Below are 16,086 nucleotides of genomic sequence, written 5' to 3' on the forward strand. Positions count from 1 at the left end.
CGGTAGTCTTTAATTACGATATCAGCCCGCTTCATTGCTGTCAGCAGGTCTTGCACCTGACGTGTGGGGAAACTGTGAAGCCCCATGTCAGGAGCCCCCCCACAGCGGGATCGGGGCTGGTCGTACGTGCATGTCGGTCTCTACGCGACAGCACATAGGGCGCACGTTTCGTTTCTTGATTGCCGTACTGGGGCGCCTCGTATTAAGCATCTGTACCTGCTCCCCTGTAAACAAAATCCCTACGGGGCCCCGGTAAGTGCACGATGGCGCATGGTCGGCACATGAGCCTCGCCTCCATCTTGATGTTGTTTGCTTCTGCCTTATGAAGACCCTCCTGGTTGGTCCAGACTCGCCTTCACGCCGTGCGCTGGCCGATGCGCTGGAGCGCCGCCAGTATGCCACCACCCTGATGCCCAGCGTACATACCCTTACGCGGTCTGATGCCGAATCCGCTGACCTGGTGGTCCTCTGCACTCCGGGAGCCCCAGCTACGGCCTGGATCGAGGACATGCGCACCGCCGGATGCACCACGCTGGTGCTGGCAGTGGCGCCCGGGGCCTCACGCAAGCGCATCCACGCCCTCTTTAGCGCCGGTGTGGACGACTGCATCGTAACCATGGGCGATCGCAGCCGCCTCGATGTCCGATTGAATGCAGTGGAGCAGTACCATGCCGCCCCGGTGCACCGCACGCTGTCCTCGGACGTAAGCACCGCAACACGGGCACAGGCGGTGGTGGCCGACGTGAGCCGACGGGCGCTGTCCGAAACCAATCTGGATGTGCTTATGGCTTACGTGGCTCATGTGGTGCCGCCCTTGCTCGGCGTCGACGCCTGCAAGATTCTGGAGCATGAGCCCACACGCCATGCGTTTTCGCTTCGCGCTGGCGCGGGGTGGACGGGCGGCTACCTGGGTACGGTGTGCATCCCTGAACGCTGCAATGGCACGCTTTCGCAGGCCGGATACACACTGGCCACCGACAGCCCCGTAGTCGTGTCGCACCCAGAGGATACATCCGGCTTTGTGTTTCCGTCCCTGTTGACCGAGCACGGGATGCAAAGTGGCATCAGCGTTGCCATTGCCAGCTCGCCCGAGCCGTTCGGCGTGCTTGGGGCGCATGCCCGCACCCCGCGCTCGTACGACGACCAGGCTGTTTTCTTCCTGCAGTCCATTGCTAACGTGCTGGCTGGCGCGGTGGACCAGGCCCGTACCAAGCGCGCATTGCAGGTGAGCGAGGCCAACGCCCGCGCCATCCTCGAAACCACCGTCGACGGCATCATCACGATCGACGCCGATGGGGGGATCGAGTCGTTCAACGAGGCCGCCGAGGACATTTTTGGATACGATGCCCACGAGGTCATGGGCAAAAACGTCCGCATCCTTATGCCTGAACCCTATCGCGAGGAGCACGACAACTACCTCCACCGCTACCACGAAACCGGCGAGCAGCGCATCATTGGCATCGGGCGCGAGGTCACGGGTCGGCGCAAAGACGGCTCGACCTTTCCGATGGACCTGGCGGTGAGCGAGGTCCAACGCCACGACCGGATTACGTTTACCGGCATCGTGCGCGATATCTCGGAGCGCCGCCGGCTGGAGCAGGAGATCTTGAGCATTAGCGAGCAGGAGCGCCGCCGCATTGGCCAAGACCTGCACGACGGCCTCGGGCAGATGCTTACCGGCACGGGCTTGCTGCACAAGAACCTGGCCGACCGCCTCCAGCGCGAGGACCATCCCATGGCCGAGGACGCTGCCGAGATTACCGATCTGATTCGCGATGCCGATCGGTATGCCCGTGACCTGGCTCGTGGCCTTACGCCCATTGACCTGGAGGCCAGCGGGCTGTCGGAGGCCCTCCGTCGCCTTTCGGATAACGCGCAGCGCCTTTTCGATGTCGACTGCGTCTTCGAGGAAACCGGCACCACGCTCGTGCACAACAGCCAGGCAGCTACGCATCTGTATCGCATCACGCAAGAGGCGGTGAGCAACGCGGTGCGCCATGGCGAGGCCGCACGCATCCGCATTATCCTGGCGGGTGGGCCCCAGCAGGTGCGGCTGCGTGTGCATGATAATGGCACCGGATTCGACCAGGATCGCGCCCAGAACGGCGGCATGGGCCTCCGTATTATGCAGTACCGCGCCCGCATTATCGGCGGCTCGTTCGACGTGAGCAGCACCGTTGGCAAAGGTACCACCGTTACGTGCACGCTGCCCCGCACCGCCGACACCGAACGCACCGCGCCCCCCAAAAGCACTCCCGTCGGCCCCGCGTCTCCCCCGTCCGGGTGCCCCATCTAACCGCGCCTTCCGCATCCACGCTCTCCCAGACCCTGTTTTGCTCTCATGACGCACTCAATTATCATTGTAGACGACCATCCGCTGATGCGCAAAGGGCTCGCGCTCTCGCTGAACAGCGAACCCGACCTCGATGTGGTCGGACAGATGCCCAGCGCCGAGGATGCACTTGAGCAGATGGAGGCGCTTGCCCCCGACCTTGCGATCGTGGATATTTCGCTCCCCGGCATGAGCGGCATGGAGCTGCTGAAGCACATGCAGGCGCGCTACGAATCCATCAAAACGCTGGTGGTGTCGCGCCACGACGAGGTGCTCTATGCCGAGCGCGCCATTCGGGCCGGGGCGCGGGGCTACGTCATGAAGCTCGAAGCCGCCGACGTCATTGTGCAGGCGGCCCGCCAGGTGCTGGGCGGAGGCATCTACGTAAGCCAGGAGATTAACGAGCGCCTGCTCTTGAGCATGGCCGAAGGCGGACGCGAACGCCTCATGCAGTCGCCCCTCGAAATCTTGTCCGATCGCGAGCTCGAAGTGTTTGAGCTTACCGGCAACGGCGTAAGCACCCGCGAAATTGCCGAGCGCCTGCACCTCTCCGTCAAAACAATCGAGTCGTACCGCGCCCGCATCAAGAACAAGCTGAACCTGGAATCGGCCACCGAGTTGATGCAACGCGCTGTGCAGTGGGTCGAGAGCGAAGCCGGATGACGGCAGCTCGCCTCGCGCCTCCCCCCGATCCCGTTTTTTTCACCGATCCCCGCACGCCCATGCTTACCGTTGATCACATTCTCTTTCCGACCGACTTTTCGCCCTGTGCCGAGGAGGCCTTCGAGCATGCCATCCACATGGCCAAGCACACCGGAGCCACCGTGCATGTGCTTACCGTAGTGGGCGAAGGCTCTGACGATCGCCCAATGGAGTACCTGCCGCTTGAGGAAGCTGAGGATGGCTCCAGCCTCTACTATGCGCCGGGCCCCGACGACGAGCAGGATACGCCGGTACCGGTCGTGTATCACCAGATTAACGACCGCTCGCCTGCCGATGCTATCGTGCAACGCGTAGAGGAAAGCAGCATTGACGTGGTCGTGATGGGCACGCACGGACGCCGTGGAGCCGAGCGCCTGTTAAGCGGCAGCGTGGCCGAAGAGGTCGTGCGCCGCTCCGCCTGCCCGGTCTTCACCGTGCTCTGCCAGGCCGCTGATGCCGATGCCCCCGAACTGCCCGAAGCACAGCCCATCGACCGCATTCTTGTGCCCGTCGACTTGTCGGAGCACACTCCCGATGTCATCGCCCATGCACAGGGCCTGGCCCTGCTCTACGATGCCCACATCTACCTGCTGCACGTCGTCGAAGACGTAGCGTACCCAACCGTGTACGGCATCGACCCGATTACGCCGGTGCTCCCCGATGTGCTGAAACGGGCTCGCAAATCCCTGCAGACCTACGCAGCTAAGCTTCGCGATAGCGGCTGTGCGGTGGAAACCCACGTCATGCCCGGATATGCGGCCCAGGACATCGTAGACCAGGCGTCGGAGCTCGACTGCGGCCTCATTTTGATGGGCACGCATGGACGCACGGGCCTGAAACGCTTCCTGATTGGCAGCGTCGCCGAAAAGGTAGTGCGCCGCACGCCCTGCCCGGTCTTTATCGTAAAGAGCTTTGGCACCCCCATTGTGGATAATGAGTCCGCGTTCGAGATCGAGGCCTAAGAACCTGTTTGGGTTTTGGTTTGACAGGTCGTGGATAGACGTTAAGTGATCGCTCTCCCAATAATAATCTTTCCTGGGGCGAACGGTCCCCCGTTCGCTCCCGTCGTCCGCGCCGGGCGGGGCGCTCCCGGTCTCCGGCTACTGGTATATTTGGGCCATCACTTAGCGTTGAACCGCTACCGTTTGACGGCGCGGTGCTCAACCGTTCGCACCGCTTCATTGAGCAGTCGGGTTGTTTTCCAGGGATGCAATGCCTTTCATGGACTACGCATTCTCCCCACAACCCCTGAATCCATGCTTGATGAGTTCAAAAAATTTGCGATGCGCGGCAATGTCATTGATATGGCTGTCGGCATCATTATCGGGGCCGCCTTTGGCACCATCGTGCAGTCTCTTGTCAAAGATGTCATTACCCCACCGCTGGGCCTGCTCACCGGCAATGTGGACTTCACGAACCTCTTCGTTGTGCTGAAGGAGGGCACCACCGAAGCGCCCTACGCCACGCTGCAGGCAGCGCAAGAAGCCGGGGCGGTGACAATCAACTACGGGCTGTTCATCAACACAGTGATTAGCTTTACGATTGTCGCCTTTGCCATTTTCCTGCTGATCCGGTACATCAACAAGCTGCAGGAGCCCGACACTGGTCCGGCCCCGCCGCCCACCATGAAGAAGTGCCCGCATTGCGTGTCAGACATCTCGGTCAAAGCTACGCGCTGCCCAAACTGCACCTCTGACCTCGGGGCCGCCCCCACGGCGTAGCCCGCATCGTGCATGAGCAGCGGATAGGCCGTAGGTCATACGGAATCGCCGCCGCTCAGACGACATTGGTTCCCCTATCAGCAAAAAAACGCCGAGCCCTGCCCGCAGGCACGACTCGGCGTGTTCGTTTTGCCCAATGTGTCGACGCATGCTTACACGTCGAGCACGTCAGCAATGAAGTTTTCTTGCTCGCGCTTGTGCACCTTCGCAGAGCCGGTGGCCGGGCTTGCGCTGGCGGGGCGCCCGATGTACTGTGCGCGCTCTTCGCAGGTCCCGTGCAGGGCCTCCAACAGCGCGTTGAGGCGCGGCTGCAGGAACGACCACGCGCCCATGTTGGCAGGCTCCTCTTGCAGCCAGATCACATCTTGCGCCGACTGGTAGCGCTTGAGCTCTTCGCGCACATCTTCTTTCGGGAACGGATAGAACTGCTCGATCCGCGAAATCGCAATCTGATCGCGCAGGTCCTCGTGGTCCTCCAGCGCGCGTACCAGGTCGTAGTAGACCTTGCCACTGCAGAAGACGTGCCGCTTCACACCAAGGGGATCGGCGGTGGCGGGAATCACTTCTTGCACGCCACCGCTCGTCAGGTCATCCGGGGTGGAGACGCAGAGCGGATGCCGTAACAGGCTCTTCGGCGTCATGATCAGGAGCGGCTTGTTCGCGTCGCGCTTCACCTGACGGCGCAGCGCGTGGAAGTAGTTTGCGGGCGTCGAGAAGTTCGCCACGATCATGTTCTGCTCAGCGCACATCTGCAGGTAGCGCTCCAGGCGCGCGGAGGAGTGCTCTGGACCCTGGCCTTCGTAGCCGTGTGGCAAAAGCGCCACCAGGCTGGAGGTCTGCCCCCACTTCTGCTCGGCGCTGGACACAAACTGATCCCACACGATCTGGGCCCCATTCGCGAAGTCGCCAAACTGCGCCTCCCACACGACCAGCGCGCTGGGCTCTTCGACCGAGTAGCCATATTCAAAGCCGCAGGCCGCGTATTCGGAGAGTAGGCTGTCGTAAATCAGTAGCTTGGCCTGCTCATCCGACAGGTTGTTGAGCGGCGTGTATTCGCTGCCGTCTTCCTGGTCGATGAGCACGGCGTGCCGCTGACTGAACGTGGCGCGGCGCGTATCTTGTCCGCTCATGCGGATGGGCGTGCCCTCTTGCAGGAGCGACCCCATCGCGAGCGATTCGGCAAAGGCCCAGTCGATGCGCTCTTTGTCGTGGAAGAGGTCACGACGCTTCCCAAACTGACGGCGCAGCTTGCGGTGCACGTCGAAGTCCTCGGGCAAGTCAGTTAGCGCCTCCACCACGCGCTCCAGGTGGTCGTAGTTGGCCGGTGTATCGACGGCGGGCAGCTCCGCATCAGCGGTGCGCTGGGCCCGATCTTCGACGATCTTCTCCGCATCCTTCTCTTCGAGATCTTTGGTCCGCTCGAAGGCCTCCTGCAGACGTCCACGGTAGTCGTCGAGCATCTGCTCGGCCTCGTCGGGCTCGACCTCGCCGCGGCGCAGGAGCTGCTCGGTGTAGAGCTTACGCGGGGAGCGCTTCTCTTCGATCTTCTCGTAGAGCAGCGGCTGCGTGAAGGTCGGCTCGTCGCCTTCGTTGTGGCCATGCACGCGGTAGCACATCATGTCGATGACCACGTCCTTGTTGAAGCGCTGCCGGTACTCCAGCGCCAGCCGCGCAATGCGCACGCAGGCTTCGGGGTCGTCGCCGTTGACGTGGAAGATGGGCGCTTCGATGGCACGAGCGATGTCGGTGGCATACGTCGAGCTGCGCGCATCCTCGGGCACCGTGGTAAACCCGATCTGGTTGTTGATGACGAGGTGCACCGTGCCGCCCGTTTTGTATCCGAGCAGCTGACTCAGATTAAGCGTTTCGGCCACAACGCCCTGTCCAGCAAACGCCGCGTCGCCGTGGATGAGCAGCGGGAAGGCCGTGTCGAGGGCATCGTCTTCGGCAGCGGGGTCGTGGTTGCGCAGGCGGTCTTGCTTGGCGCGCACCATGCCCTGCACCACCGGGTTCACCGCTTCGAGGTGACTCGGGTTGGAGGCAAGGGTCACGCGGATATCGTCGTCGGTAAAGCCGGTGAACGAGCCCTCGGCGCCGAGGTGATATTTGACGTCCCCAGAGCCCTGGGTCGTACTCGGGTCGATGTTGCCCTCAAACTCGGAGAAAATCTGCTCGTACGGCTTGCCAATGATGTTGGCCAGCACGTTCAGGCGTCCACGGTGGGCCATGCCAATCACGACCTCCTCCATGCCGTTGGCCGCCGCATCCGACAGGAGCGTGTCGATGATTGGAATCATCGTTTCGCTGCCTTCGAGCGAAAACCGCTTGTGGCCAATGTACTTCGTGTGCAGAAAGCGCTCAAACGCTTCCGCTGCGTTCAGCCTCTTCATGATGTGCCGCCGCTCCTCGTTCGACAGCGGATCGGCGTTGCGCATCGGCTCCACGCGATCTTGCAGCCACGTCTTTTCGTCGGGGTCCGACAGGTGCATGAACGCGGAGCCGATTTTGCGGGTGTAGGCTTCGCGCAGAATCGACAGGATCTCGCGCAGCGGCAGCATCTCTTCGCCGCCCAGGCCGCCCGTAATGAACTCGCGGTCGAGGTCCCACACCGTGAGGCCGTACGTGGCGGGGTCGAGCTCGGGGTGGTAGCGCCACTCGTAGCCGAGCGGGTTGACGTCGGCTTGCAGGTGACCGCGCACGCGGTAGGCGCGGATCAACTGGAGCACCGCCGCCTGCTTCTCGGTCATGTCCAGGTCGTCGCCCGGCTCGCGCACGCCCAGTTGCGGCGTGGTATCGGCCGACATCTCGAACGGCTGGTACGGCACGCCCAGATCGGCGAATACCGTGCGGTAGAAATCGTCCTCGCCCGCGAGCAGGTGCTCAATATGGTTCAGGAACTTGCCGCTCGTGGCCCCCTGGATGACGCGGTGGTCGTACGTGGAGGTAAGCGTCATAACGGGCGAGACACCGGATTTGCTCACCACCTCGCTCGGGTAGCCCCGATATTCGGGCGGGTAGCCAATGGCCCCCGCGCCCACGATCACGCCCTGCCCCGGCATCAGGCGGGCCACGCTCATCGAGGTACCAATCATACCTGGATTGGTGAGCGTCGCAGTCGTGTTCTGGAAATCGGACAGCTGCAGGTCGCCGTTGCGAGCCCGGTTGATGAGGTCGTTGTACGTGCCCAGAAACTCGGCAAACGTCATGCTGCCCGCATCTTTCACGTTGGGCACGAGCAGCGTGCGCTTTCCACGGCGCTCAATGTCGATGGCCAATCCCAGATTAATCTGGTTCGGCTGAATGTGCTGTGGCGTGCCTTCCTCGTCGCGCTGGAAGGTGCTGTACATGTCGGGATACTTCTTCATCGACTGCACCAGCGCGTACGCAATGATGTGCGTAAACGACACCTTTTCGCCGCCCACGCGCCGCTGGTAGTCGTTCAGCAGCTTGCGGTTTTCGAGGAGCAGCTTCACCGGCATGGTGCGCGCCGAGGTGGCAGTGGGCACGCCCAGGCTGTCCTCCATATTCTCCACGATCTTGGCGGAGGCCCCGCGCATGGCCTGCACCTCCACGTTGTCGGCTACGCTGGGGGCCGAGGCCGGAGTGACAGGCGCTACAGCGCCATCGCCCGCCGGACGCGCCGGTTGCTTGGGCACATCGACCGTAGCGGCGTCGGGAGCAGGCACAGATGTCGTGTCGGATGCCGCTTCCGAGGCGGAATCGCTTTCAGGCGTCTTCGCCGATGCATCAGAGGAGGCAGAAACGGTGTCTGGCGTCGCGTCTGAGGCTGGCGTTGATGCAGCCACAAACGAAGCATCCGGCTCATAGTCCGCAAAAAAATCGCGCCAGCTCTCGCTCACGCTCTGCGGATCGTCCAGATACTGCTTGTATATTTCTTCAATGTAGCCCGTATTGAAACCAAGAGAACTCACAGGCGGCCCGTAGATTTGTGGTGAAGGTTGTGCGGCGGCAGTGCTGTCTACGGCCTACGATAGCGGCCCCCCAAGGGTTCGTGCCGCACCGTGCGCCCACGCATGTTCATCTGGTGTTGAAAGCAGGACGTTCCTTTTTTACTGAGGAAGGATTAAGAACCTGTTTTGATTTCTTATTTTGGGCTCCGAGCGGCTCCGCTGGGCTGCAAATTGCCCCTAATGTCGGCCCGTAGCCCCGGCTACGAACCTCGATTGGGGTCCAATTTTCGCCTCAGCGTCTCTCGCTCTCGCCGTCAAACCAAAACCCAAACAAGTTCTTAGAAGGGCAGAACGCTGCTCTCGTGCACGCCACAAAGGATGACAAAAAACCGTAGGGACACGGCACGCCGTGTCCCTGCCTCTTTGTAGGAATGCCTGTTTTTCACCTCGGCACTTGCCTGCACATCCCCCTTTCAGACGCTACAGCCGCAGCCCCACAGCCGTTGTGAGCACGTTGTTGGCACTGCCGATAGCGTAGTCGGCGTTGAGGCGGAAGATAGCGACGGTAAACGAGAGTCCCGCCAGGGCCCGCGTCTTGTTGGCCGCCGTCTGGCTGATGTCGATGCCCACGGGTTCGTCTGTACCGGGCGGGTTGAACGTATAGCTATAGTCCATCTCGAAGCGCTCGTACTGCAGGCCGCCGTAGACGGTGAGTGGGAGCAGCGGGATGCCGCGGCTGGCGTGCAGGTTTACGGCCCACCCCGACGCGCTGACCACCTCCTGACTCTCCACACGGTTATCGACTTCGAAGTCGTTCTCCAGTGCAAACTGGGTGTACGACCCCTGCACGGCCAGCTTTAACGGCAGCGGCACCGGAATCCACTGGTTCAGGTCGTGGCGCAGTGCCAGCCCAAACAGGCTGACCTCGCCATAGCTACCGCCTCCCGCCGACAGATTCGACTTCGGAAAGTAGCGGATCTGCGCATCGGTACCGAACACGGTGCCAATGCCCAGTTGGGGCATCACCAAGGGCGCAATGGGCGTGTCGAGCAAGCCCGGCGGCACATTGTACGTCTCTTCACTACCATCGTCGGGGTCGGTCACGGTAAAAGAGGCTTCATCGCGAGAGGGCGTATCGGTATCGCCAAAGACGGTGGGCGCGCGATCGCCATCGAAGGTGATTTCCGTGCCGTCGGAGAGCGTTTCTTGGGAGGGTGGGACAAAGGTTTTGTCGAGCGAGCCGGTGGGTACCCCGGACACGTTGATCCCTACGTAGATGTTAATTGGGAAGAGCGGCAGAAAGCCGTCATCGGTATCGGCGGTGCGAAAGAGGCCGCCGTGCATATCCGCCCCGAACGCATCGGTAAGCGGCTGTACGTAGCCGCTGGCATAGCCTTCACCCATGAACTCTAACGTACGGCGCAGGTCGCTCAGGTCCGAGAGATCGCTGTAGTCCTGCGCCTGTGCTGCGGGCACGAGTGCGGCCACGCTGATCCAGCAGGCTACAAAAAATGGGGCAATCCATCTACGCATAATAGAAAACGGGCAGGGAAAATTAGAGGATTATGTGATACGGTGGGGATAAGCAGCACCCAACCTAACACATAGTCCCTACATCCGCAACGAATGGCCAACGTTGTGATGCCCTCCTGCCGCGCTGTTCTATCCGTGCACCCACCCACTTCATTTTGTGGATGCGAGGGGAGAAGACGACCTAACCGTGCCCCATTGTGCATTCATCATCATGAAACTGCGTGCTTCCTGCAACCAGCGTTCTGCTGCAGTTAGAAAGGCGCTATTACCGGTTGACACACAGATTGGCACATATACGAAAACATTTGAGACATATACGAAAGCAAGACTGCGCCACATGGTGTATACTGATTGCGCATCAGGCACACACGAGAGTCGGGAGAGACCCAGTACAGCGTATTTTTCGGTGCGTGTTTGATGCGTTCCATTTTGATTGCGTCTGTAATCTTGTGCAATCTTACAACGACATCGTCTTGACGCCAGAAAGGGAATGCTCCTTGATTTTCATGCTTACGTGAGACTTATTGAAGGCAGGGTTCCGTAAAACTTCATTATTCCCCTTTCTGCAAATCGGTCTTTGCGACCGGGGTCATCGGATGCCGCTGTTATTTGATTTGCATATGGCATCCTTTTTCTTCTTTTGAACAGACACATACAACTGCTATGGTAGATCCTTATATCGGTCAAATTTCGATGGTTGGGTTTAACTTTGCACCCCAAGGCTGGGCACTCTGCGATGGACAAATCCTCCCAGTCTCTCAAAATACAGCCCTCTTTTCTCTTCTCGGTACGAGGTTCGGCGGCAATGGCCGAACCACGTTTGGACTGCCGGATCTGCGTAGCCGCGTTCCCATGCACCAAGGGCAGGGGCCAGGCCTCAGTCTTCGTCGGCTGGGCGAGAAAGGCGGCGTTGAGGACGTTACGCTGAACCAGCTTCAGATGCCGACGCACGACCATACCGCCACGGTCAAGCCGCGAGCGTCGTCCCAGGTTGCCGATGAGAGCAGCCCTGCCAACCACTTTCCAGCTGTTGAGACCACCGGACGCAACCAGATAGATGGATATCGGGCCGACGCAGACGTCGAAATGGGGAGCGCCGAGGTTTTTACGACCAACGCTGGGGGCAGTCAGGCTCATATGAATGTGCAGCCCTACCAGGTTGTCAATTTTGTGATTGCACTGGTAGGCGTCTATCCTCCACGTAGCTAATTCTCACCCCCTGCCTCACTTAACCTACGATTCAGTTATGTCTACGCTCTCTAAGCGCGAACACTTTGAAGGGAAGGAAGGAATGACCCTCAAGGTGCACCTTGACGAACAAACGACTGCGGAGCTCACCCAGATCGACTACAACGACAAAAGCAATGAGCAGGTCGACGGGTTCTCGGCGGTCTTTGAAGGGCCTGTCGATCAGGCCTTCGACCAGGACCTGCACCGCGTCGAGCACCCCGACGCAGGCCCCGGCGAGCTCTTTCTCGTTCCCGTTGTTGGAGGCGATCCCCAGAAGCGTCATTACGAGCTTACGGTCGCAAACCTGAAGGATAAGCCGCCCGGTGGCGACACGAAAGGCGAATAGGCCTCAACGGGCTGTGTCGTGAACGTGAAAGACGCACTGGCAGCGCTGTATGTCCTGCTCTCTTACGAGCAGCCCACGTGAGTGGGCAGGACACCGTTGCTAAATCGAATGCCCCAACAGCATGCCGGTTAAGAACCTGTTTTGATTTCTTACTTTGGGCTGCAAGCGGCTCCGCTGGGCTGCAAAGGATCCCTCGGTTTCGGCCCGTAGCCCCGGCTACGAACCTCTATCGTAGTGTCCTTTTCGCGCCATCGGCGCTCGCTTTCGCCATCAAACCAAAACCCAAACAGGTTCTAAGTAGCATAAACAATCGCTTCACTTTTCTACTGATTTGACTATTTAATTATGCCTTATCTGTTACGCTCTCGGATCACCAAACTCGTTGGCGGCTTAGCTGCCCTGTTTTTTCTGTTCAGCGGACTCACTACGCCCGTAGCTGCACAGAATCTCGTAAGCAATGGGGCCTGTTCTGCAACCGGTCCTGCAGACTGGTCGTCAACCAATGTGGACTGCCAAAACCTTTCGGGCACCTTTCCGAATTCGCCAACCAGTGGACAGACGGGAAGTGACTACTTCGCAACAATAAACGCAGGCACGGGAAGTGCAACCCAAACCATCACGAATTCAATTGCGGGCGGCGCAACGTACGACTTTGAGGTCTACATTGCAACGTTTGATGAGGCCGACGCTGCGCAAGACGGCGTAATCGTTGAACTGCAGTTTCAGGATGGATCGGGCACGGATGTAGGCACTCCTATCACGCTTGTGGATACGGATGCCAACAGTTCATACCCCACCAGTAGCAGTTGGGAACTGCGATCCCAGAGCGGAATTACCGCCCCAACTGGTGCAAGCCAGGCTGTTCTAACGGCTAATTTTGCCCGGGCAGACGGTAGCGGATTCATCGATACGTTTCTTGACGCGTTTTCGCTGGTCCAAACCTCAGCACCACCCACCAACACGCCTCCCACCGCAAGTGGCACCATCAGCCCCACCTCGTTGAATGACAATGCCGGGCCTACCGCGTTATTTGACGGCATTGATGTGAGCGATCCGGATCCCGGCGAAAATGACCTCGCGCTGCGCGTGACTCTTGCCAATGCCTCCGCGGGCGTCATCAACGGCGTCAATGGTACGACTGTGACCAACGAAGGCGGCGGTGTCTTCCGTGTGGACGGATCGTTCGATCCCAGTACGATTGACACAGCGCTCGACAATCTGCGCTTTAGCCCCAGCGACAATACGAGCAGCAGTGGCACCTTCAACACGGACCTTACGGTTCAGGTGGATGATCAGGACAGCGGCTTTACGGATGTCAGTGGGCCGACGACCGTAACCATCACCCGTGTTAACGATGCCCCGACCATCACAGGGCTCTCCGACCAGACGGTTGCAGAGGACGCCACGCTCGGTCCTCTCAGCTTTACCGTGAGCGATGTGGACGACGCAGCCAGTACGCTTACCGTGACGGCGTCTTCGGACAATCAGACGCTCGTGCCCGACGGCAACATCACCCTCGGCGGCTCCGGCTCTAATCGCACCATTGAGGTCACCCCGGCGGCAAATGAAAACGGCACCGCCACCATCACCGTGGAGGTCACCGACGGTGGGTCACTATCTGCTACAGATGTGTTCACCCTCACGGTCACTGCTGTCAACGATCCGCCCGCGCTCGCCTTGAGTACCACAACGCCGAGTCTGGCCGAAAACAACAGTCCGCCAACCTCGGTCGCCACGATCACCATCACCGACGACAACGAAGCCGGCAGCAATAACACCCTCTCGCTCAGTGGCACCGATGCCGGGTCCTTCCAGATCAACGGCTCGGACCTGGAGTTTACAGAGGTCGCTGACTTCGAGACGAAGACCACCTACGACGTCACTGTTGAAGTGGACGACCCGAACGTTGGCGTCGACCCAGATGACAGCGAAAGCCTCACGCTCACCATCACGAATGTGAACGAGGCCCCCACCGCGACAACCGATGCCGCATCCGGTGTAACCACAACAGCAGCCACGCTGAACGGCACCGCAAGCACCGACGGCGGCCCCGATGCCACCGTCACGTTCACCTACTTCCCAACGGCCAACTCGGCGAATACGACGACCGTCACAGCTGACCAGAGTCCGGTGACGAGCGACTCGCCGGTCAACGTCAGCGCCAATATTTCGGGACTGACGCCGAATACCGAGTACGGCTTCCGCGTGGAGGCGAACAACACCGAGGGCAACGCGATTGGCAGCGACGCCACCTTCACGACGTCTGGCGCCCCCGCTATCACCGTAACCGATGGCACGAATACGCTGCCCAACGGCTCGGGCACCTTCGACTTCGGCACCGTCGACGGCGTGGCCAGCTCTCCGGAGCAGACCTTTACCATCGAGAACAACGGGTCTACCGACCTGGCCGTAACGAACACTGCCCTCAGCAATACGACGGACTTCACCCTCACGCAGGTGCCGTCATCCACCGTCGCTGCCGGAGCATCGACCGACTTCGCGGTGCAGTTTACGACGGCCACGCCCGGCACCTACACCACGACCGTCACAATCGACAACAGCGACAGCAACGAGAACCCCTACACGTTTGAGATCACGGCGGCTGCCGGGGCGCCAGAAGCCGACGTCTTCGTCGAAACGTCGCCGCGCACCGCCCTTGCCGACGGCGGCACGTTCGACTTTGGCACAGTCACCGCGGGCGCCTCCTCGACCGAAACGTTCACTATCGAAAACAACGGCGACGCCACGCTCAACATCAGCCCGCCGTCCTCGATTCCGGGCGCGTTCAATGTGACCGCGATCGGCGGTAGCACCCCGCCGCTGGCCCCCGGCGAAGCATTCACCTTCGACGTCACATTCACACCGTCGAGCGCCACCTCCTTCTCCGAATCCTTCAGCGTGACCAATAACGATCCAGACGAAAATCCCTACGACGTGACGCTGGAGGGGACTGGCGAGGCCCGCGAGCTTACAATCACCGATGGTTCGATCGATGGGCTGGACTTCGACGCCTCGGTCGCGCCCGGCACGGCCAACAATGCGGTGGGGATCGTTGCGCTATCGGCCAACGCCCCCGGTGCCTCGCTTGAGGCGCTGACCATCACCAGCAATGCACCTGGCATCGAAGGCATCTCGGCCGTTCGGCTCTTCGGGTCGGCAGATGCCACGCTCAACACCGGAAGCGATACCGAGCTCGCCACGGTTGCCACCGACAACACAAGCGCGCCAGAGACGATTGCATTCACCGGATTCAGCGATCCGATTCCGACCTCAGCACGGTACCTGATTCTGACGATCGATGTGGATGCCGGAGCTCCAGCCAGCGACGTGCAGTTTTTCCTCGACCAGCCCTCGGATCTCACGATAAACGGAGACGCAGCGATTGCAGAGGTGAACGGCGAACCCGAAACGACGTTTGCCAGTCTGCCTCTGTCGAACGGTGCCACCGCGCTTCCGGTGGAAATGACCAACTTTGGAGGGACCACCGCCGAGCAAAGCATAGAGTTGCAGTGGGAAACCGCCTCCGAAATCAACAACGCCGGCTTCGAGGTGCAGCGCCGCGCCGATAGCACCGCTGCGTGGACCCCGCTTGGGTTCGTGGAGGGTGCGGGTACAACCGACGAGGTTCAAACCTACCGCTTCCGCGACCAAGACGTGCCCTTTGATGTCGAACAGCTCACGTACCGCCTGCGTCAGACGGATACCGACGGCACGGAGAGCTTCAGCGAGCCGTTTGTGATGGATGTGCCTGCGCCCCAGTCGGCCACGCTGCGCACGCCGTTCCCGAACCCCGCCCGCGATGTCGTCACGCTGCGCTACACGCTGGCCGAACCGACCGACGTTGAGCTCCAGGTGTACGACCTGTTAGGACGGCGGGTCACGACGCTCACCAGCCAGCGCGTGGAGGCGGGCCGCCATGAGATGCAAGTGCCCACCCACGAACTTGCAGCGGGCACCTACTTTGTTCGGATGCTTGCGAACGGCACCGTGGCAACCAAGCGCCTCACGATCGTCCGGTAACGGATGCTCGCTCCACAGTGGCATACAACGAAACGGCCTGCCCCGCCAAGAGCGAGGCAGGCCGTTTTGCTGTGCCGCCTGTGTATTGAAAAAAAATGGGCAGCGGTTCAATGCTAAGTGATTGTCGTATGGCCGACATCATCGAATTCTGCTCAACCCCCTCTGTCTACCGAACTTCGCCAAAGGCGTGATCCTGTGGACATCTCCCCCTTAAAAAAGGGGGAGAACCCCAAACGAGTCCGCAGGACGACTCATGGGGCGCAGCGGGATAAAGGGAGAGAGGGGGTTCGA

At 60.6% G+C, this 16,086-nt stretch carries 9 protein-coding genes and 1 pseudogene; 8 read left to right on the forward strand and 2 right to left on the reverse strand.

Annotated elements, in window-relative coordinates; all coding sequences use genetic code 11:
• The first annotated feature begins 322 nt into the window (after positions 1–322).
• The 4 genes from CRI93_RS15485 to mscL all read left to right on the forward strand — a co-directional run bounded on the left by CRI93_RS15485 (position 323) and on the right by mscL (position 4,755).
• Entirely contained in the window at positions 323–2,296 is a 1,974-nt protein-coding gene (locus tag CRI93_RS15485; RefSeq protein WP_098061484.1) for a PAS domain S-box protein, read from the forward strand.
• Between the two features lie 45 nt (positions 2,297–2,341).
• On the forward strand, positions 2,342–2,995 hold the full coding sequence (locus CRI93_RS04850; RefSeq protein ID WP_098061485.1) for a response regulator transcription factor: 654 nt from the start codon (positions 2,342–2,344) through the stop codon (positions 2,993–2,995).
• 59 nt (positions 2,996–3,054) lie between these two features.
• Complete coding sequence (locus CRI93_RS04855; RefSeq protein ID WP_098061573.1) at positions 3,055–3,996, forward strand: universal stress protein; 942 nt, start codon at positions 3,055–3,057, stop codon at positions 3,994–3,996.
• A 294-nt stretch (positions 3,997–4,290) separates the two neighbouring features.
• On the forward strand, positions 4,291–4,755 hold the full coding sequence (mscL, locus tag CRI93_RS04860; protein WP_098061486.1) for a large-conductance mechanosensitive channel protein MscL: 465 nt from the start codon (positions 4,291–4,293) through the stop codon (positions 4,753–4,755).
• Between the two features lie 152 nt (positions 4,756–4,907).
• Here mscL and CRI93_RS04865 read toward each other — a convergent pair whose 3' ends face one another.
• Both CRI93_RS04865 and CRI93_RS04870 read right to left on the reverse strand, forming a co-directional pair.
• Positions 4,908–8,687, reverse strand: a complete 3,780-nt coding sequence (locus tag CRI93_RS04865; RefSeq protein WP_098061487.1) for a multifunctional oxoglutarate decarboxylase/oxoglutarate dehydrogenase thiamine pyrophosphate-binding subunit/dihydrolipoyllysine-residue succinyltransferase subunit — start codon at positions 8,685–8,687, stop codon at positions 4,908–4,910.
• 459 nt (positions 8,688–9,146) lie between these two features.
• Positions 9,147–10,199, reverse strand: coding sequence for a DUF6588 family protein (locus CRI93_RS04870; RefSeq protein ID WP_098061488.1), 1,053 nt, complete (start codon positions 10,197–10,199; stop codon positions 9,147–9,149).
• Positions 10,200–10,892: 693 nt separating this feature from the next.
• Between CRI93_RS04870 and CRI93_RS15590 the strand changes: the two are divergent.
• From CRI93_RS15590 to CRI93_RS04885, 4 genes and pseudogenes are all read left to right on the forward strand, one after another.
• Positions 10,893–10,991 (forward strand): annotated as a pseudogene (locus tag CRI93_RS15590) (phage tail protein); the annotation flags it as partial.
• Positions 10,992–11,051: 60 nt separating this feature from the next.
• The gene (locus CRI93_RS04875) at positions 11,052–11,408 is read left to right on the forward strand and encodes a phage tail protein (RefSeq protein ID WP_245850320.1); all 357 of its coding nucleotides are present in this window, start codon (positions 11,052–11,054) and stop codon (positions 11,406–11,408) included.
• Between the two features lie 37 nt (positions 11,409–11,445).
• On the forward strand, positions 11,446–11,775 hold the full coding sequence (locus CRI93_RS04880) for a DUF6916 family protein (RefSeq protein ID WP_098061490.1): 330 nt from the start codon (positions 11,446–11,448) through the stop codon (positions 11,773–11,775).
• Between the two features lie 345 nt (positions 11,776–12,120).
• On the forward strand, positions 12,121–15,795 hold the full coding sequence (locus CRI93_RS04885) for a T9SS type A sorting domain-containing protein (RefSeq protein ID WP_098061491.1): 3,675 nt from the start codon (positions 12,121–12,123) through the stop codon (positions 15,793–15,795).
• Positions 15,796–16,086: the final 291 nt, after the last annotated feature.

Origin of the sequence: Longimonas halophila (assembly GCF_002554705.1) — a bacterium.
Classification (GTDB): domain Bacteria; phylum Bacteroidota; class Rhodothermia; order Rhodothermales; family Salinibacteraceae; genus Longimonas; species Longimonas halophila.

Coding starts and splice junctions, on each gene's coding strand:
- CRI93_RS15485 (WP_098061484.1), top strand. CDS start 323: ATGAAGACCCTCCTGGTTGGTCCAGACTCGCCTTCACGCCGTGCGCTG.
- CRI93_RS04850 (WP_098061485.1), top strand. CDS start 2,342: ATGACGCACTCAATTATCATTGTAGACGACCATCCGCTGATGCGCAAA.
- CRI93_RS04855 (WP_098061573.1), top strand. CDS start 3,055: ATGCTTACCGTTGATCACATTCTCTTTCCGACCGACTTTTCGCCCTGT.
- mscL (WP_098061486.1), top strand. CDS start 4,291: ATGCTTGATGAGTTCAAAAAATTTGCGATGCGCGGCAATGTCATTGAT.
- CRI93_RS04870 (WP_098061488.1), bottom strand. CDS start 10,199: ATGCGTAGATGGATTGCCCCATTTTTTGTAGCCTGCTGGATCAGCGTG.
- CRI93_RS04875 (WP_245850320.1), top strand. CDS start 11,052: ATGCACCAAGGGCAGGGGCCAGGCCTCAGTCTTCGTCGGCTGGGCGAG.
- CRI93_RS04880 (WP_098061490.1), top strand. CDS start 11,446: ATGTCTACGCTCTCTAAGCGCGAACACTTTGAAGGGAAGGAAGGAATG.
- CRI93_RS04885 (WP_098061491.1), top strand. CDS start 12,121: ATGCCTTATCTGTTACGCTCTCGGATCACCAAACTCGTTGGCGGCTTA.